Origin of the sequence: Nocardioides flavescens (genome assembly GCF_009823805.1) — a bacterium.
GTDB lineage: Bacteria > Actinomycetota > Actinomycetes > Propionibacteriales > Nocardioidaceae > Nocardioides > Nocardioides flavescens.
On the sequence record NZ_WUEK01000001.1, the window covers coordinates 148010 to 166566 of the forward strand.

An 18557-nucleotide genomic window follows, 5' to 3' on the forward strand; every position below is an offset into this window, starting at 1 on the left:
CAAGCACCCTCGAGAGGTCAGGCGGGCTCGGGCTCGCGCAGCCGCTGGCTGATGACGGTCGAGACGCCGTCGCCGCGCATCGTGACGCCGTAGAGCGCGTCGCCGACCTCCATCGTGCGCTTCTGGTGCGTGATGACCAGCAGCTGCGAGCTCTCGCGCAGCTCCTCGTAGATCTGCAGCAGCCGCCCGAGGTTGGTGTCGTCGAGCGCCGCCTCGACCTCGTCCAGGATGTAGAACGGCGACGGGCGGGCCTTGAACAGCGCCACCAGGAACGCCACGGCGACCAGCGAGCGCTCGCCACCGGAGAGCAGGGAGAGGCGCTTGACCTTCTTGCCGGGCGGGCGGGCCTCGACCTCGATGCCGGTCGTGAGCATGTCGTCGGGGTCGGTGAGGACCAGACGCCCCTCGCCGCCCGGGAAGAGCCGCGCGAACGTCGCGTCGAAGGCGCGCTCCACGTCGGCGTAGGCCTCGGCGAAGACCTGCTCGACCCGCGCGTCGACCTCGCGGACGATGTCCATCAGGTCCTTGCGCGTCGTCTTGAGGTCCTCGAGCTGCTCGGTGAGGAAGCGGTGTCGTTCCTCGAGCGCGCTGAACTCCTCGAGCGCCAGCGGGTTGACCGTGCCGAGCATCGACAGCTCGCGCTCGGCGGCGCGCAGCCCCTTGCGCTGCTGCTCCCGGTCGAACGGCACCGTCTCCGGCTCCCCGGGCTCCTCGCCGTCGACGGGTGCGGCCTCGGCGGCCTTGGCGGCCTTGGCGTCCTTGGCGTCGACCGGCACGGGCACGTCGGGGCCGTAGTCGCGCACGAGCGAGGCCGGGTCGAGGCCGAGCTCCTCCAGGGCCCGCTCCTCGAGCTGCTCGATGCGCATCCGCTGCTGGGCGCGGGCCAGCTCGTCGCGGTGGGCGGAGTTGACCAGCTCGTCGTGCTCGCGGTTGAGGTCGCGCAGCCGGGCGCGGACGGCGAGCAGCGCCTGCTCGCGACCGAGCCGGGCCTGCTCGACCTCGGCGCGGGCGGCGGCGGCGCGGGTGATCGAGGTGTCGAGGCGCTCCAGCACGTAGGTCGCCGCGGCGACCACCGCCTCGGCGGCCCGGCCCTCGCGCAGCAGCCGCTCGCGCCGCTCCTGCTCACGGGCGCGGTTGGCGCGCTCCTCGCGGGCGGCGCGCAGCAGTCCGTCGGCGCGGCCGTGGATGGCCCGGGACCGCTCCTCGGCGGTGCGCAGGGACAGCCGGGCGTCCATCTCGCCCTGGCGGGCGGCACGGGCGGCCTCGGTGAGCGCGGCGCGCTCGTCGACGACCTCCTCCTCGGCCTGGGGGTCCGACTCCGCGGCGGCGAGACGCGCCTCGAGCTCGCTGAGCGCCTCGGCCTCGGACCCGACGGCCTGCTGCGCCTGCTCGAGCGAGCCCTCGAGCCGCTCGGCCTCGCCGCGGGCAGCGCGCGCCTGGGCGCCGTACTGACCGAGCTCCTCGGCGACCGCCGCCAGGGTCGCGTCGGACTCGTGCAGCTTGGCCAGGGCCACGTCCACGCCGAGCTGGGCCTCGTGGCGCTCGCGCTCGAGCCGGGAGAGGTCGAACCCGAGGCGCTCGGTGGCCGCGACGGCCTCGGCGAGCTGGGCGGTCGCCTCGTCGACCGCGGCCTGCACCTCGATCAGGCTCGGCTGGCTGCTCGAGCCGCCCGAGGCGAGGTGGGCGCCGAGCACGTCGCCCTCGCGGGTGACGGCCACCAGGCTCGCGTCGTCGGCGACCAGCGCCCGTGCGGCCGGCAGGTCGTCGACCACGGCCACCCGATCGAGCAGGCGCGCGAGCGCGGGCCGCAGCTCGGCGGGGCACTCCACCACGTCGACGGCGTACGTCGCGTGGGCGGGCAGGGCGGGCCAGCCGCTCGCGTCGGCGGGGCCGGGGGCGCCGGCGAGCAGCAGCCCGGCACGGCCGAGGTCGTGCTCCTTGAGGTGTGCGACGGCGGCGAGAGCCGCGTCGGCCCCGGTCACGGCGACGGCGTCGGCGGCGCTGCCGAGCGCGGCGGCCACGGCGGCCTCGTAGCCCGCGCGCACGGTGAGGACGGCGGCGACCGAGCCGAGCAGACCGGAGAGCTCGCCGGACGCGGCGAGCAGGGCGCCGGCTCCGTCCTTGCGGTTGAGACCGATCTCGAGGGCGTCCTTGCGGGCGGTCAGCGCGGTGCGGTCGCGTTCCGCGAGCTGCTGCTCCTCGCGGGCCTTGGCGAGGCGCTCCTCGACGTCGTCGAGCAGCGCGGCCGCGGTCTCGTGCTCGGCGTCGAGGCCCTCCTCCCCCGCGTCGAGCCCGGCCACCCGGGTCTCGAGGGCGGTGAAGTCGCGCTGGGCGCGCTGAGCCCGGGCGAGGGCGTCCCCACGGGCCTGGGTGAGCCGGCCGATCTCGTCGGCCTTGGCCGCGGCCCGGCTGCGGGCGGCATTGACCTGACCGGTGAGCCGGGCCAGCCCCTCGCGGCGGTCGGCGGCGGCGCGGTGCAGTCCGGCGACGCGGCGCTCCTCCTCGGCGACGGCGTCCTCGGCGCTGCGGCGCGCGGCGACCGAGGTCTCGAGGGCGACCCGGTGGGCCTCCACCTCGGCGGCGATCGCCTCCTCCTGCTGGCGCACCTGCGCGGCCTGGGCCTCGAGGGCGTCGGGGTCGCGGCCGGAGGTGACCTCGGTGCCGGCGAGCCCCTGGGCGTTGCGCACGCGCTCGCCGGCCAGCGACACGGTGCCGCGCAACCGCTCGCGCAGGCCCGACAGAGCGAACCACGTCTCCTGCGCCTGGGCCAGGGCCGGCAGGTCCTCGCGCAGGGCCGCCTCGAGCTGCGCCTCCTGCTCGCTCGCCTCGGTCTGGGCCGCCGCGACCTGCTCCTGTCGCTGGACGAGGACGCTCTCGTCGGCGAGCTCCTGCTCGAGCGAGGTGCGGGCGGTGACGAGGTCGTCGGCGAGCAGCCGCGCGCGGGCGTCGCGCACCGTCGACTGCACCCCGGCGGCGCGGCGGGCGACCTCGGCCTGGCGCCCGAGCGGCTTGAGCTGGCGCCGCAGCTCGGTGAGCAGGTCGCCGAGGCGGGTGAGGTTGCCCTCGCACGCGTCGAGCTTGCGCAGCGCCTTCTCCTTGCGCTTGCGGTGCTTGAGGACCCCAGCCGCCTCCTCGATGAAGCCGCGCCGGTCCTCGGGGGTGGCGTGCAGGATCGCGTCGAGCTGGCCCTGGCCGACGATGACGTGCATCTCGCGTCCGATGCCGGAGTCGCTCAGCAGCTCCTGCACGTCGAGGAGGCGGCACGAGGTGCCGTTGATGGCGTACTCCGAGCCGCCCGAGCGGAACATCGTGCGGCTGATCGTCACCTCGGAGTACTCGATCGGCAGCGCGCCGTCGGTGTTGTCGATGGTGAGCAGCACCTCGGCCCGACCCAGCGGCGGGCGACCGGAGGTGCCGGCGAAGATGACGTCGTCCATCTTGCCGCCGCGCAGCGACTTGGCGCTCGCCTCGCCCATGACCCAGGCGAGGGCGTCGACGACGTTGGACTTGCCGGAGCCGTTGGGCCCGACGATGCAGGTGATGCCCGGCTCGAGCTGGAGCGTCGTCGAGGAGGCGAAGGACTTGAACCCCCGCAGGGTCAGGCTCTTCAGGTGCACGGTGCCTCCCTCGGATCTCGCGCACACCCTAACCTCGCGCGCCGACACCGCCGGGCAGCCGCCGTACGGCGACCCGCGTGTCAGCCCTCGTGTCAGCCCGCGTGTCAGGGCGTCCTGGAGGTGCCCTCCGTGAGCGGCGCCGCTCGCTCCTCGGCGTGGGCGATGTGGCCGAGCTGGCGCCAGATGAGCACGCAGCACAGCACCGAGCCGGCGAAGGCGAACCAGAACGGCGCCGTGACGCCGTAGCCCTGGGCGATCACACCGCCGATCGCGGCCCCGATCACCAGGCCGCCGTACATGCCCACCAGGTTCACCGAGCCGACCCGGCCCTGCAGGTGCATCGGCACGGCCCGCTGGCGCACGGTGATCGACGTCGTTCCCCAGACGAAGGCGTGCGCCCCGAAGACGAAGAAGACCGGCAGCGCGACGTACGCGCGGGAGGTGGCGGCCAGCGCGAGGTGGGTGAGCGTCTCGAGGACCAGGCCGACCCGCATCAGGTCGGCCAGGCTGAACCGCCGGGTCAGCCAGCCGTAGGACAGCGTGCCGACGAGTCCGCCGGCCGCGATCACGGCGGTGACCAGGCCGTAGCCGAGGTCGCCGAGCCCGAGGTGCTCGGTGACGTAGAGGACGAGCACCGACCACGCCGCGCCGAAGGTCAGGTTGAAGACGAAGATCGTGAGCACGAGCGTGCGCACGGCTGCGTGGTGCCAGGTCCAGCGGAACCCCTCGACGACGTCGTGCCAGACCGGCCGCAGCTCGTCCGGGGTGCGGCGGTGCTCCGGCAGCCGCAGCCGCCCGACGATCACGGCCGCGAGCAGCACCAAGGCGGCCTGGGCGCCGAACGGCACAGCGTGCCCGACCGTGAAGAGCAGGGCGCCGAGGGGCGGCGCCGCGAGCTGGTTGAGCGTCACATGCCCGACCTGGAGCCGGGCGTTGGCGATCGCCAGGTCGTCGCGGTGCACGAGCATCGGCAGCAGCGTCTGCGCGGTGTTGTCGACGAAGACCTCGCACGTCCCCAGCACGAACAGCGCGACCAGCACGGCGGCGACGCCGACCCGGTCGGTCGCGACCGCCGCAGTCAGCACCGCGAGCACGGCCACGCGCACGAGGTTGCCGGTGACCACGACGAGGCGACGGTCGAGCCGGTCGGTCACCGCGCCCGCGGGGATCGCGAACACCAGCGGGGGTGCCCACACGAGCAGGGCGGCGAGGGCGACGACGAAGGCGTCGTCGGTGCGCGAGGCGACCAGCAGCGGTCCGGCCGCCAGGCCGATGCCGTCGGCGAGATTGCTCGTCCACGACGACGCGAGGAGTCGCCGGAAACCGACGCCCAGCCGCGGGGGTGCGAGGACGTCGAGCGGGCCGCTCACCGCGCGCGCCGTACGCCGCGCGGCGGGTGGGGCCGGTGCCTTCAGGCGGGCTGCATCTCCTGCAGGGGCGCGGAGACGAGGAGCTCCTCGGCGCGAGCCGAGACGAGCCGGTCGTTCTCCTCGCTGAGCCGGAGCACGAGGGCCTCCAGCTCGGCGACCCGAGCGCGCAGCCGGCTGTTGTCAGCCGCGATGCGGGGGTCGCGCAGGTCGCTGCTCAGGTGGCCGATCAGCGCCTTGGCCATGTGGGACCTTCCGTGACGAGAGGGGGGTGTCGGGGGTGGTGCGACCCGCGAGCGGGCCGTCTGCAAATGTCCCACCGCTGCGGCCCCGAGGTCAATCCGGCGCGGTCGTGACCGGGGGGACGCGACCCGGCGCGCGTCGGCGGCGCGGCACGGGCTGGCACACAGGGCAGAAGAACGACGACCGGTTCATGAACGCCGCCCGTCGCATCGGGGTGCCGCAGCGCTCACACGGCTCGCCCTCGCGGCCGTAGGCGTGCAGGGAGCGGTCGAAGTAGCCGGACTCGCCGTTGACGTTGACGTAGAGCGCGTCGAACGACGTGCCGCCCTGGCGCAGCGCCTCGGTCATCACGTCGCGGGCGTGGCCGAGCAGCTCGCGCACCTGCGCCGCGGTGAGCCGCTCCCCCGGCCGCTCGCCGTGGATGCGCGCTCGCCACAGCGCCTCGTCGGCGTAGATGTTGCCGACGCCGGAGACGAGCCCCTGGTCGAGCAGCTGGCGCTTGATGCCCGACGCGCGGCGGCGGACCTTGGCGACGAAGGCGTCGTCGTCGAACTCCGGGTCGAGCGGGTCGCGCGCGATGTGGCCGATCTCGGCGGGCAGCTCGGCGCCGCCGGGTGAGACGGAGAGCCCGCCGAACATCCGCTGGTCGACGAAGCGCAGCTCGCGGCCCTCCGCGGCGCCGTCGAGGACCAGACGCACCCGCAGGTGCCGCTCCGGCGGCGCGTCGTGCGGCTGCACGAGCAACTGCCCGCTCATGCCGAGGTGGGCGAGCAGGGCGTCGCCGTTGTCGAGCGGCACCCAGAGGTACTTCCCGCGGCGGCGGGCGACCTCGACACGGCGCCCGACGAGCGCCTCGGCGAAGCCGGCCGGGCCGCGCGGGTCACGGCGTACGGGCCGCGGGTGGAGGACGTCGACGCGGGTGATCCGCGCGCCGGTGACGTGGCGCTCGAGACCGCTGCGGACGACCTCGACCTCCGGCAGCTCAGGCACGGGCGGTCACGGCGACGGCGCGGATCAGATGTCCTCGGCGGCCTGCTCGACCGCGTCCTCGATCTTGGCCTGGACGGGGTCGGCGGCGCCCGGGGTGCCGGCGATCTGGCCGTAGGCCGTCTCCGCAGCGGCCTGCTCGGCCTCCTTCTTGGAGCGACCGACACCGTTGCCGTAGACCTTGGTGCCCACGCGCACCTGCGCGGTGAAGGTCTTCATGTGGTCGGGGCCCTCGTCCTCGATGAGGTACTCCGGCACGCCGAGACCGTGCTCGGCGGACAGCTCCTGGAGCGAGGTCTTCCAGTCGAGCCCGGCGCCGAGGGCCGAGGCGGCCTCGATGAGCGGGTCGAACAGCTTGTGGACGACGACCGCGGAGACCTCGATGCCGCCACTGAGGTGGACCGCGCCGATCACCGCCTCGACGGTGTCGGACAGGATCGAGGCCTTCTGACGACCGCCGGTCGTCTCCTCGCCGCGACCGAGCTTGACGTGCTCGCCGAGCCCGATGGTGCGGGCGACCTCGGCGAGGGCGCGCGCGTTGACGACCGCGGCGCGCAGCTTGGCCAGCCGGCCCTCGGAGAGGTCCGGGTGGGTGAGGTAGAGCGTCTCGGTGACGACGACACCGAGCACCGAGTCGCCGAGGAACTCCAGGCGCTCGTTGGTCGGCAGCCCGCCGTTCTCGTAGGCGAACGAGCGGTGGGTCAGCGCGCGCTCGAGGAGCTCGGGGTCCAGGACGGGGTCCCCGAGCGCCTCTCGCAGCTGCGCGTAGTCGACCGAAGAGTCGGTCACGTGGTCAGGTGCCGATCCGGCGTCAGAGGACCTGACGACGGGCCGAGCGAGCGCCGTACTGGCCGCAGTTGCCGCAGGCGCGGTGCGGGAGGTGCTTGGCACCGCACGCGGGGTTGGCGCAGGTGACCAGCGTCGGCGCGGTGGTCTTCCAGGCCGAGCGACGGTGGCGCGTGTTGCTGCGCGACATCTTCCGCTTCGGGACAGCCATGGTTCCTACTTTCGGTTCAGTTCTGCGGGTCTTGCTCGGTCTGGGTGGTGAGCTCGCTCAGCGCGGCCCACCGCGGGTCGATCGCCGCGTCGTGCGCATGACCGGGGTCGTCGGCCAGGCGCGCCCCGCAGTCGGGGCACAGGCCGGGACAGTCGTCCGTGCACAGCGGCTGGAACGGTAGTGCGAGCACCACCGCGTCCCGCAGCAGGGGCTCCAGGTCGACCAGGTCGTCCTGCAGCGCGCTGACCTCGTCGTCCTCGCCGGGGATGGCGTGGTCCTCGTAGACGTACAGCTCCTGGAGGTCGACCACGATCTCGTCCGTGATCGGCTCCAGGCACCGTGCACACTCCCCGCTGAGCGAGGCGTCCGCCGTCCCGGTGACCAGCACCCCCTCCATGACCGCCTCGAGGCGCAGGTCGAACTCGACCGGCGACCCCTCGGGGACAGAGAGGACTTCGATGCCCAGATCTGCCGGCGCCGGCACTGTCCGTGACACCTGACGGGTGGACCCCGGGCGGCGGCCGAGCTCGCGAGTGTCGAGCACGAGCGGCGCTCTCGGGTCCAGCGTCTTCAGGAGGTCACATCCAGGTCCAGGCAGGCAGATCCAGCGAGAATCGTACGCACCGCGAACTCCGGGGCCAAATGCAGCCCCACCCGCGCACGACTCGGGCGTGGACTCAGGCGCCGGCGCGCTCCGCGACCCGCGCGAGCAGCGGCTCGAGCACGAAGTCGGGCACGAGGGCGGCGACGTCGCCGCCGAGCCCGGCGACCTCCTTGACCAGGCTGGAGGACACGAAGGACCACCGCGGGTCGGTCGCGAGGAAGACGGTCTCGAGACCGGTCAGGTGGGCGTTCATCTGCGCCATCGGCAGCTCGTACTCGTAGTCGCCGGGCCCGCGCAGCCCCTTCACGACCGCCTGGGCGCCCTGCTCGGCGCAGAACGTCGTCAGCAGGCCGGTGAAGCCCGCGACGCGGACGTTGGCGAGCTCTCGGGTGCCCTCCTCGAGGAGGGCGAGCCGCTCCTCGTCGCTGAAGAGCCGGCGCTTGGAGGCGTTGACGCCGACCGCGACGACGACCTCGTCGAAGAGCCCGGCCGCGCGGCGCACGACGTCGAGGTGACCGAGGGTGACGGGGTCGAAGGAACCCGGGCAGACCGCGCGCGTCACGACGCGCGACCGTACCAGAGCGCGGTCTCGCCGTAGGCCTTGTGCCGGGTCGCCTCGATGCCCTCGGGCCAGGTCGGCTCCGGGCTGCGACCGGAGCGCTCGACGACCACCATCGCGCCCGGCACGAGCCAGCCCTGACCGCACAGCGCGGCGAGGTCGTCGGCGAGCTGCGCCTCCGTGAGCGGGTACGGCGGGTCGAGGAACACGACGTCGTAGGGCGCCGACGGCGCGCGGCCCAGCACGGTCGGCACGCTCGCGGAGCGCACGTCGGCGCGGGTGCAGCCGAGCGCCCGGGCGTTGTCGGAGATCAGCTTCGCCGTGCGCCGGTCCGACTCGACCAGCGTCACGACCCCCGCCCCGCGCGACCACGCCTCGAGGCCGACCGCCCCCGAGCCGGCGTAGAGGTCGAGGAAGCGCAGGCCCTGCAGCGAGCCGCACCACGACTCGATGCTGGAGAACAGCGCCTCGCGCACCCGGTCGGTGGTGGGACGGGTGTGCTGGCCGGTCGGGGTGCCGATGCGTCGGCCGCCGGCGTCTCCTCCGATGATGCGTGTCATGGCTGGGCGGGACCCTACGACTTCTCGATGAAGTCGGCTTGGGCTGAGTCCTCGAGGTGGTAGAGCGCACCCGCCAGCAGCGGGTGGGCGCGCAGCGCGGGGTCCTCGTCGAGCAGCTGCTCGGCGGCCTTGCGGGCGGCCACGATCGTCTTCTCGTCGCGCAGCACCCGCAGGTCGCGCAGCGTCGAGCGGTAGCCCGACTGCGAGCTGCCGAGCACGTCGCCCTCGCGGCGCTGCTCGAGGTCGACGCGGCTCAGCTCGAAGCCGTCGGTGCTCCGTGCGACCGCGTCGAGCCGCTCGCGGGCGGGGGTGTCGAGCTGCGCGTGGGAGACGAGCAGGCACAGGCCCGGCAGCCCGCCACGGCCGACCCGGCCGCGCAGCTGGTGCAGCTGGGAGATGCCGAACCGGTCGGCGTCGGTGATGACCATTGTCGTGGCGTTGGCGACGTCGACGCCGACCTCGATGACGGTGGTCGAGACGAGCACGTCGACCTCCCCGGCGGCGAAGGCCCGCATGGTGCGGTCCTTGACCTCGGGAGCGAGCCGGCCGTGGAGCACCGCCAGTCGGAGCCCCCGCAACGGTCCGTCGGCGAGCTCGGCCGCGAGGTCCTCGACCGCCGTCAGCGGCGCCTTCGCCCGCGGGTCCGACCCGCCTGCGACCGCCGGGCCGTCCGGGTCCGGCGACTCGTCGTACGCCGCGTCGACCTCGCCGGGCTCCTGCTCGTCGCCGCTGATGCGGGGGCAGACGACGTAGGCCTGGTGGCCCTTCTCGACCTCCTCGCGCACCCGGGCCCAGACCCGGTCGATCCAGCGTGGCGCCTCTGCGAGCGGCACGACGTTGGTCTGGATCGGCGCACGCCCGGCGGGCAGCTCGGAGAGCGTCGAGACCTCGAGGTCGCCGAAGACGGTCATCGCGACGGTGCGCGGGATCGGCGTGGCCGTCATGACCAGGACGTGCGGCGGCACCTCGCCCTGGCTCTTGGAGGTGAGCGCGGCGCGCTGCTCGACGCCGAAGCGGTGCTGCTCGTCGACCACCACGAGGCCGAGGTCGAAGAACTGCACCTGCTCCTCGAGCAGCGCGTGGGTGCCGATGACGATGCCCGCCTCGCCGGTCGCGAGCCGCGAGAGCGGCTCGGTGCGCTGGCCCTTGGACATGGAGCCGGTGAGCAGCTCGACGGTCGTGCCGCCCATCAGCGCGCCCCCGGCCAGATCGCCGAGCATCGCGGTGATCGAGCGGTGGTGCTGCTGGGCGAGCACCTCCGTCGGGGCCAGCAGCGCCGCCTGACCGCCGGAGTCGACGACGCGGAGCATCGCCCGCAGCGCGACCAGGGTCTTGCCCGAGCCGACCTCACCCTGCAGCAGCCGGTTCATCGGGTGGGGCTCGGCGAGGTCGGCCTCGATCGTCGCGCCGATCTCGCGCTGACCCGCGGTGAGCTCGAACGGCAGCGAGGCGTCGAACGCCGTCAGGAGCGAGCCGTCGCCACCGTCGCGCACCCGGGCGCCGAGGGCGCGCACCGCCCGCCGTCGCCGGCCCAGCAGCAGCTGGGTGACCAGCGCCTCCTCGAAGCGGAAGCGCTTCTGCGCCTTGCCGACGTCGGCCCACGAGTCGGGCTGGTGGATCCGGTCGACGGCGTCGCGCGCGCTGAGCAGGCCGTGCTCGGTGCGCACGGACGCCGGCACGAGGTCGGGCACGTCGTCGACGACCGTGCGGGCGAAGGCGATCGCACGCTGCAGGTCCCAGGACTCGACGCCCTTGGTGAGCGGGTAGATCGGGTAGAGCGCGCCGATGGCGTCGAGCGTGCGCTGGGCCGCCACCTCCGGGGTGTCGGCGACGCCCGAGTCGTCGTCCTCCTCGCCGAACAGGATCATCTGGGGGTGGCTCAGCTGCCACTCGTCACGGAAGGTGTCGGCCTGGCCGATGAACAGCCCGCGCCTCCCCGGCCTGAGCTTCCTGGCCTGCCACTCGGCCATCCCCCTGCCCTTGGCGAAGAACGTCATCTTGAGCCGGTGGACCTCGGTGCGCAGGACGACGTCGACGCGGTAGGCCTCGCGGCCGGTGCGGCGGTCGCGGTAGGTGTTGATCCGCGAGGTGGCGATCTCGCCGACCAGGGTGAGGAACTGGCCCTTCTCGAGCTCGTCGAGGGCGGTCAGCTCGCCGGTCTCGACGTAGCGGCGCGGGAAGTGGCGCAGCAGGTCGCCCACGGTCCGCAGCCCGAGGCCCTCGACGATCTTCTGGTTGCGCGAGCGGCCCTTCGCGTCCTTCGCCTCGCCGAGGACGGTCTCGACGGGTGAGTCGAGCTCGATCACCGGTCGCTCCCACGGTCACTCACACGGGCGCTCGCACGTGCGCTCGCAGGGGTCATCACGGTCGGGCTCCTGTCTCGGCGGCTACTCGACTGCGACCAGCAGGGGGTAGCGGTCCTGCCCACCGTCGTACACCACGACGTCGACAGTGGGGTGCGCCCGCTCCACCCACGACGCGCACGCCGCGGCCAGCTCGCCGTCGGCGTCGTCGGAGCCGGAGACCAGCGTGACCAGCTCTCCCCCGCCCCCGAGCAGGCGCCCCAGCACGTCGGTGGCCGTCTCGGTCAGGTCGCTGCCCACGACCACGAAGTCGCCCGCGATGATGCCGAGCGCGTCGCCCGGCTCGCAGGGCCCGGCCATGGTCATGGCGGTGCGCGCGGCCCGTGTGACGCCACCCTGGCGCGTGTGACGTGCCGTGGCCGTCATCTCCAGGACGTCCTGGTCGAAGGTGCGCCCCGGCTCGTGCACGGCGATGGCCGCCAGCCCCTCGACCTGCGCGGTCGTCGCGATCACCGCGACCCGCACGCCGTGGTCGGCCTCGGCCGTGCTGGCCGCGACCTTGGCGACGCGCACCGAGTCGTGGTCGTTGGGCAGCACGACGACCTCCTCGGCGCCCGTCGCCTCGATCGCCTCGAGCAGCTGACCGGTCGAGGGCCGGTGCCCCGGTCCGCCGGGCACCACGACCGCTCCGGCCTCCTCGAAGAGCGCGGCGAGGCCCGGGCCGGCCGCGACCGCGACGTAGGCGCGGCCGGTGCGGGGACGCTCGTGGTGGTCGGCGCGGTGCGCCTCGTCGGCGAAGTGGGTGACCCGGATCCGGTGCGGGCGGCCCGCCTCGATCCCGGCCTCGATCGCGGCGCCGACGTCGTCGACGTGCACGTGGACGTTCCAGAGCCCCTCGCCGCCCACCACGACCAGCGAGTCGCCGAGTCCGCCGAGGCGCTCGCGCAGGTGCGCCACGGCGTCCTCGTCGGCGTCGAGCAGGTACATCACCTCGTACGCCGGCCCGCCGGCCTCGAGGTCGGCGCCCGGCACGGTGGTCGCGAGGACCGGCTGCGGCAGCGCGGGGCGGTGGCCGGGCTCCTGCGCGGGCCGGCGCCCGGTGAGCGCGGTCTCGGCGGCGTCGAGCACGACGACGACGCCGCGTCCCCCGGCGTCGACGACACCGGCGTCGCGCAGGGTCTGCAGCTGCTCGGGCGTGCGGGCCAGCGCCTCCCGGGCGGCCGCGGCGCCGGCGAACAGCACGTCGCGGGAGCGGCCGGCCGCGCCGCGCTCGAGCAGCTCCTCGCCGGCCTCGGCCGCGGCTCGGCAGACCGAGAGCATGGTCCCCTCGACCGGCTCACCGACGGCGGCGTAGCTCGCGTCGCTGGCCGCGCGCAGGGCCTCGACCATGACCGCGGCGTTGCGCTCCTGCGGCGTCGCGGCGGCCAGGCGTCGCACGATCGCGCGGAGCATCTCGCTGAGGATGACGCCGGAGTTGCCGCGCGCACCCATCAGCGCGCCGCGGGTGAACGCCTCGAACGCCTCCGCACGACCGGCGCCGGCCTCGAGCCGCTCGCGCAGCGCGTCGCGGGCCGCGGCGACGGTGAGGTACATGTTGGTGCCCGTGTCGCCGTCCGGCACCGGGTAGACGTTGAGCGCGTCGATCTCCTCGCGCGCGGCGGCGAGGGCGTCGACCGCGAGATCGACGAACAGGAGCAGGCTCTCGAGCCGGATCGCGCTACCGTCGTCACCGGTGACCGGCGCGCTCCCCTGCTCCTCCACGAGGGGGGAGATTAGGGCATGGCCCTCGAACCAGCGTGGGAGTTCGAGAGCCGCGCCCGAAGGTCGGGTCGGGATTTCGGCGGCTCGGCGGGTGTCGGATATCCTCGTGCGGTTGCCCGACACACGGAGCCTCTCCGTGGCCGCCCAGTCCCCCACGGGACTGGAGACGCCGGGCTCTCCCAGAACCTCGACTATCCCAGGAGCATCCGGTGGCTGCCGTCTGTGACATCTGCGCCAAGAAGCCCGGCTTCGGCCACAACCGGCCGTGGTCGCGGAAGATCACGAAGCGTCGCTTCGACCCCAACATCCAGCGGGTCCGCGCGACCGTCAACGGCACGCCCAAGCGGCTCAACGTCTGCACCGGCTGCCTGAAGGCGGGCAAGGTCACGCGCTGACCCCCGCTCCCCGCACGTCCCGGAGCCCCCGACAGCCTGGCTGTCGGGGGCTCCGTGCGTCTCTGCCGCGCCGCGTTCCTCAGAAGTGCGTCCAGCCGGCGTCGCCGTCGTACGCCGCCCCGTCGACGGTCACGCCCTCGCCCTCGGTGACGACGCCGATCTGCAGCCACCCCGGCGGCACGGAGTCGGCCGGGAACGTCGCGAGCAGGCCGTGGTCCTCGCCACCGCCCAGGACGAAGCTGAGCGGGTCGGAGCCGGTCGCGGCCGCGACGGCGTGCAGCGGCTCGGGCACCTCGAGCGAGCCGGTGCGCACGTCGAGCGCGACACCGGAGTCGGCCGCGATGTGCCCCGCATCAGCGAGGAGGCCGTCGGAGACGTCGATCATCGCGGTGGCGCCGGCCTCGGCGGCGACCTTGCCGGCGTCGTACGGCGGAGCGGGGCGGCGGTAGGCCTCGACGAGCGCCCGCGGCGAGCGGAACCCGCGGCTCAGCACGGCCAGCCCGCCCGCGGACCAGCCCTGGCGGCCGGTCAGGGCGAGCACGTCGCCCGCCCGGGCCCCCGAGCGCAGGACGGGAGCCTGGGTGCACGCCCCGATGACGGTCACGGCCACCACGACCTCGTCGGCGCGGGTGAGGTCGCCCCCGACGACGCTCGCACCGACCAGGGCGCACTCGTCGGCGAACCCGCGGGCGAACTCCAGCGCCCACCGGGCCGGGAGGTCGGCCGGCGCGGCGAGGCCGACGGTGAGCGAGTGCGCCCGGCCCCCCATGGCGTTGATGTCGGAGAGGTTCTGGGCGGCGGCGCGGTGGCCGACGTCCTCGGCCTCCGACCAGTCGCGGCGGAAGTGACGGCCCTCGACGAGCAGGTCGGTCGAGACCACGACGTGCCCGGTCCGCACCCGCAGGACGGCCGCGTCGTCGCCCGGTCCGACCAGGACGTGCTCACCCTGCGCGAAGAGCGCAACGAGCTGGGAGACGAGGCCGAACTCCCCGAGGTCGGCGAGGGTCGCGTCGGCGGGCACACCGGCTGGCAGGGTCACCCCTCCATCCCACCAGCCATCCGGTCGGAGCGGACCCGGGGGCCTGCGGCAGCGCGCGGTGTGACCCGCGCGACGGGTCACGGTAGGTTGAGCGGGTCCACACCCCGCACGGCAACAGCAGGGAGATCCGCACATGGTGGTGCAGGCCTACATCCTGATCCAGACCGACGTCGGCAAGGCTGCCGAGGTGGCCAACGCCATCGCACAGGTCAAGGGCGTCACCATGGCCGAGGACGTCACCGGTCCCTACGACGTCATCGTGCGCGCCGAGGCCCGCAACGTCGACGAGCTGGGCAAGCTCGTGGTCGCCAAGGTGCAGACCCTCGAGGGCATCACCCGCACGCTGACCTGCCCGGTCGTCCACATCTGACCCACGTCTGACCCACGCCTGACCCACGTCGTCCCGAGCGCCCCGCACCTCGCCGGTGCGGGGCGCTCGTGCGTCCGGGGCACCGCTGCCTCGGGCGCGTGTGGGAGGCTGCCCGCCATGGCGTCGTTCGAGTTCCCCGGCCCCGTCGCGATCATCGCGGGGGGCCTCAGCCACGAGCGCGACGTCTCGCTGGCCAGCGGCCGCAACCTCGTCCGCGAGCTGCGCCAGCTGGGTGTCGAGGCGCAGGCCTACGACTTCGACCGCAACCTGCTGGCCGTCCTCGAGCGCGACCGCGTCGTCGCCGCGATGCCGGCGCTGCACGGGCAGTTCGGCGAGGACGGCGAGATCCAGACCCTGCTCGAGCTGATCGACCTGCCCTACGTCGGCTCGCGCAGCCGCGCCTGCCGCGTGGCGTTCGACAAGGGCACCGCGCGCGAGCTGCTGCGCCGCGACGGCATCCCCGTGCCCGACTCGGTGAGCCTGTCGGCGCAGACCTTCCGCGACATCGGGGCCGCGGCACTGATGTCGCACGTGATGGACCGCCTCGGCTCCCGCGTGGTCGTCAAGCCCGCGCGCGGCGGCTCGGCGCTCGGCGTCGCCGGCGTCGACGGCCTCGGTGCCCTCCCCTCGGCCCTCGTCGGCACCTACGCCTACTGCGACGACGCCCTGGTCGAGCGGTTCCACGAGGGCGTCGACGTCTCGGTCGTCGTGCTCGAGACCGACGACGGCCTCACCTCGCTGCAGCCCGTGGCGATCGCCTACAAGCGCGGCCACGAGTTCGACTTCATGGCGCGCTACACCGCCGAGTTCGTCTCGCTGAGCCGCCCGGACCTGCCCGAGGAGCAGCTGGCTCGCCTCGGCGAGGTCGCCTGCCAGGCCCACCGCACGCTCGGACTGCGCGACGTCTCGCGCAGCGACTTCATCGTCGCCGCCGACGGCTCATTCGTCGTCCTCGAGACCGCGATCACCCCCGGCACCACGGAGACCTCGGTGCTGCCGTTCGCCGCCACCGCCTCCGGCACCTCCCTCGGCGAGGTCGCCCGCGACCTGCTCGCCCGGGCCGTCCGCGCCGGCGTACCGGCCTGAGGCTGCCGCTCCCTGGGGCGAAGTGAGCCGGTTCGGGCGGGCGCCGGGCCCAGGAGCGAGACCGGACCCGCTCTCAGGCACACGACCCGACGGGCGGCGCCGGGCGACGCCTCAGCGCAGGCCGGTGGGCCGGTCGAGGGCGAGCTGGACGAGCTCGTCGATGAGGTCGGGGTAGGAGATCCCGGAGGCCTCCCAGAGCTTGGGGTACATCGAGATCGGCGTGAAGCCGGGCATCGTGTTGATCTCGTTGACGACGATGCGGCCCTCGGGGGTCACGAAGACGTCGACGCGGGCGATGCCCTCGGCGCCGACCGCCTCGAATGCCGCCACGGCGAGCGCGCGGACCTGCTCGCTCACGGCGTCGGGCAGGTCGGCGGGGATGTCGAGTCGGGCGGTGTCGGCCTCGATGTACTTCGCCTCGAAGTCGTAGAACTCGCCGGTGTCCTGGACGACGATCTCGCCGACGACCGAGGCCCGAGGAGCGGCGTCGCCGCGTGAGCCGAGCACGGCGCACTCGACCTCGCGCCCGTCGACGCCCTCCTCGACGATGACCTTGGGGTCGTGGACCCGGGCCGCCTCGACAGCGTCCTCGAGGTCGGCGAGGTCGTCGACGCGGGTGACCCCGAGCGAGGAGCCGGCGCGGGCGGGCTTGACGAACAGCGGCAGCCGCAGCTCCTTCACCCGGGTCAGCACGTCGTCGCGCCGGGTCACCCAGTCGCGGGGGGTCACGACGACGTAGGGCCCGACGGGCAGGCCGTGGGCGGCGAAGACGAGCTTCATGTAGTGCTTGTCCATGCCGACGGCGGAGGCGAGGACCCCGGAGCCGACGTAGCGCACGTCGGCCAGCTCGAGCAGTCCCTGGACGGTGCCGTCCTCGCCGAACGGTCCGTGCAGCACCGGGAACACCACGTCGACCTGCGAGAGCACCTCCGGCACCGCGCCGGCCTCCAGCACCTGCAGCTGCGGGCCCTCGCCGGACGTCGACAGCACGATCTCCGAGCCGGCCGGGGCGGTCACCTCGGGCAGCCGGTCGGCGCGCAGCTCCCACACCGTCGGGTCGTCGGAGGCCACGACCCAGCGCCCGTCGCGGGTGACGCCCACGGGCGTGACGTCGTACTTCTCGCGGTCGATCGCGCGCAGCACCCCCGCCGCCGTGGCCGCCGAGATGGCGTGCTCGCCGGAGCGTCCACCGAACAGCAGCGCGACCCGGACCTTGCGCTCACTCATGGTCCGCCACGCTACAGAAGCGCGTCGGCCACCTCGTCGAGGCGCGCGCCGCGGGAGGCCTTGACGAGGACTGCGTCACCCGGGCCGATGCGCTCGCGCAGCCACGCCGTCGCGGCGGCGCCGTCGGCGACCAGCGTCGTCGTCGCGCCCGCCTCGAGCGCGGCGTCGTGGATGCCGCGCGCGGGCTCGCCGACGACGAGCAGCTCGCCGACCCTCGCCGCGGCGTACGCACCGATCTCGCGGTGGCTGGACTCGTGGTCGTCGCCGAGCTCGCGCATCTCCCCGAGCACGGCCACGGTGCGGCGTACGCCGTCGTCGGCGCCGATCACCTCGAGCGCGTCGACGGCGGCGCGCACCGACTCGGGATTGGCGTTGTAGGCGTCGTTGAGCACGATCACGCCATCGGCGCGTTCGTGCAGCTCCATGCGCCAGCGCGACAGCGAGGCGACCTCGCGCAGCGCCGCCGCCACCTCGGGCAGCGCCATCCCGACCGCGAGGGCCGCGGTCGCCGCGGCGGCGGCGTTGAGGGCCTGGTGGGCGCCGACGAGGCGCAGCGTGACGTCCTCGCTCCCACCGCCCGCGGTCAGCGTGAACGCAGGTCGCCCGAGGCGGTCGAGCCGGAGCCCCTCGACGCGCACGTCGGCACCGGGTCCGGTGCCGAACCTCAGCACCCGGCCCGGCGCGAGCCCGGCCATGGCGGCCACCTTGTCGTCGTCGGCGTTGAGCACGGCGGTGCCGCCGGTGAAAAGCCCACTCACCAGCTCGCCCTTGGCCTGCGCGATCGCCTCGCGAGAGCCGAACTCGCCGAGGTGGGCGGTGCCGACGTTGAGCACCATCGAGACGTCGGGCGGCACGAGCGCGGCGAGCTGGGCGATGTGACCCCGCCCGCGCGCACCCATCTCCAGCAGCAGGAAGCGCGTGGTCTCGTCGACGCCCAGCGCCGTCAACGGCATGCCGAGCTCGTTGTTGAACGACCCCCGGGTCGCCACGGTCGGCCCGGCGGAGCCGAGCACGGCGGCGAGCAGGTCCTTGGTCGAGGTCTTGCCCGACGAGCCGGTCACGGCCAGCACCGTCAGGTCGCCGGCCTCGCGGACCCGCGCCACGACGTACGCCGCGAGCGTCTGCAGTGCGTCCTGGGGGTCGGCCACCACGACGGTGGGCAGCTCGGTCGGACGCGAGCCCAGCACCGCGACGGCGCCGTGCTCGGCGGCCTGGGCCGTGTGCTCGTGGCCGTCGACCCGCTCGCCCACGAACGCCGCGAACAGGCTGCCCTCGCGCGCCTCCCGGCCGTCGATGACCACCGGACCCGAGACGACGACGTCGCCGTCACCCTCGCCGTCACCCTCGCCGTCACCCTCGACCGTCCCGCCGACCACCTCGGCGATCTCCCGCAGCGTCAGCGCGATCACCCGGCCACCTTAGGAGGTCGCACCCCAGGCAGA

At 74.2% G+C, this 18557-nt stretch carries 17 protein-coding genes; 3 read left to right on the forward strand and 14 right to left on the reverse strand.

What is annotated here, in order from left to right:
• Positions 1–17: 17 nt before the first annotated feature.
• The 11 genes from smc to GRQ65_RS00765 form a co-directional block, all read right to left on the reverse strand.
• Entirely contained in the window at positions 18–3617 is a 3600-nt protein-coding gene (gene smc, locus GRQ65_RS00715) for a chromosome segregation protein SMC (RefSeq protein WP_160874162.1), read from the reverse strand.
• 104 nt (positions 3618–3721) lie between these two features.
• Positions 3722–4987: an MFS transporter gene (locus tag GRQ65_RS00720; RefSeq protein ID WP_160874164.1), complete on the reverse strand. Its 1266-nt coding sequence runs from the start codon at positions 4985–4987 to the stop codon at positions 3722–3724.
• Between the two features lie 41 nt (positions 4988–5028).
• Positions 5029–5229, reverse strand: a complete 201-nt coding sequence (locus GRQ65_RS00725) for a hypothetical protein (protein WP_160874166.1) — start codon at positions 5227–5229, stop codon at positions 5029–5031.
• Between the two features lie 91 nt (positions 5230–5320).
• On the reverse strand, positions 5321–6217 hold the full coding sequence (mutM, locus tag GRQ65_RS00730; protein WP_160874168.1) for a bifunctional DNA-formamidopyrimidine glycosylase/DNA-(apurinic or apyrimidinic site) lyase: 897 nt from the start codon (positions 6215–6217) through the stop codon (positions 5321–5323).
• 24 nt (positions 6218–6241) lie between these two features.
• Positions 6242–7003, reverse strand: a complete 762-nt coding sequence (gene rnc / locus GRQ65_RS00735) for a ribonuclease III (RefSeq protein ID WP_160874170.1) — start codon at positions 7001–7003, stop codon at positions 6242–6244.
• Positions 7004–7025: 22 nt separating this feature from the next.
• Complete coding sequence (rpmF, locus tag GRQ65_RS00740) at positions 7026–7211, reverse strand: 50S ribosomal protein L32 (RefSeq protein WP_160874172.1); 186 nt, start codon at positions 7209–7211, stop codon at positions 7026–7028.
• Between the two features lie 16 nt (positions 7212–7227).
• A complete protein-coding gene (locus GRQ65_RS00745) occupies positions 7228–7785 on the reverse strand; it encodes a YceD family protein (RefSeq protein WP_160874886.1) in 558 nt (185 codons plus the stop codon).
• Between the two features lie 103 nt (positions 7786–7888).
• Positions 7889–8377 carry a pantetheine-phosphate adenylyltransferase gene (gene coaD / locus GRQ65_RS00750; RefSeq protein ID WP_160874174.1) on the reverse strand — a complete coding sequence of 163 codons (489 nt, stop codon included), beginning with the start codon at positions 8375–8377 and terminating at the stop codon, positions 7889–7891.
• The gene (gene rsmD, locus GRQ65_RS00755; protein WP_160874176.1) at positions 8374–8934 is read right to left on the reverse strand and encodes a 16S rRNA (guanine(966)-N(2))-methyltransferase RsmD; all 561 of its coding nucleotides are present in this window, start codon (positions 8932–8934) and stop codon (positions 8374–8376) included. The genes coaD and rsmD overlap by 4 nt, the downstream gene beginning before the upstream one ends.
• Before the next feature lie 14 nt (positions 8935–8948).
• The gene (locus GRQ65_RS00760) at positions 8949–11240 is read right to left on the reverse strand and encodes a DEAD/DEAH box helicase (RefSeq protein ID WP_160874178.1); all 2292 of its coding nucleotides are present in this window, start codon (positions 11238–11240) and stop codon (positions 8949–8951) included.
• An 81-nt stretch (positions 11241–11321) separates the two neighbouring features.
• Entirely contained in the window at positions 11322–12998 is a 1677-nt protein-coding gene (locus tag GRQ65_RS00765) for a DAK2 domain-containing protein (protein WP_160874180.1), read from the reverse strand.
• Between the two features lie 209 nt (positions 12999–13207).
• Between GRQ65_RS00765 and rpmB the strand changes: the two genes are divergently transcribed.
• Positions 13208–13393, forward strand: a complete 186-nt coding sequence (gene rpmB, locus GRQ65_RS00770) for a 50S ribosomal protein L28 (protein WP_160874182.1) — start codon at positions 13208–13210, stop codon at positions 13391–13393.
• A gap of 79 nt (positions 13394–13472) precedes the next feature.
• Here rpmB and GRQ65_RS00775 read toward each other — a convergent pair whose 3' ends face one another.
• On the reverse strand, positions 13473–14432 hold the full coding sequence (locus tag GRQ65_RS00775; RefSeq protein ID WP_337191403.1) for a thiamine-phosphate kinase: 960 nt from the start codon (positions 14430–14432) through the stop codon (positions 13473–13475).
• Positions 14433–14565: 133 nt separating this feature from the next.
• On the opposite strand from GRQ65_RS00775, the gene GRQ65_RS00780 reads away from it, so the two are divergent.
• A complete protein-coding gene (locus tag GRQ65_RS00780) occupies positions 14566–14802 on the forward strand; it encodes an Lrp/AsnC family transcriptional regulator (RefSeq protein ID WP_160874186.1) in 237 nt (78 codons plus the stop codon).
• Between the two features lie 117 nt (positions 14803–14919).
• Entirely contained in the window at positions 14920–15888 is a 969-nt protein-coding gene (locus GRQ65_RS00785) for a D-alanine--D-alanine ligase family protein (RefSeq protein WP_160874188.1), read from the forward strand.
• Between the two features lie 111 nt (positions 15889–15999).
• Here GRQ65_RS00785 and GRQ65_RS00790 read toward each other — a convergent pair whose 3' ends face one another.
• Together GRQ65_RS00790 and GRQ65_RS00795 are read right to left on the reverse strand one after the other, a co-directional pair.
• Positions 16000–17115: a D-alanine--D-alanine ligase family protein gene (locus GRQ65_RS00790; protein ID WP_160874190.1), complete on the reverse strand. Its 1116-nt coding sequence runs from the start codon at positions 17113–17115 to the stop codon at positions 16000–16002.
• Between the two features lie 11 nt (positions 17116–17126).
• Entirely contained in the window at positions 17127–18524 is a 1398-nt protein-coding gene (locus GRQ65_RS00795) for a UDP-N-acetylmuramoyl-tripeptide--D-alanyl-D-alanine ligase (RefSeq protein ID WP_160874192.1), read from the reverse strand.
• Positions 18525–18557 lie beyond the last annotated feature (33 nt).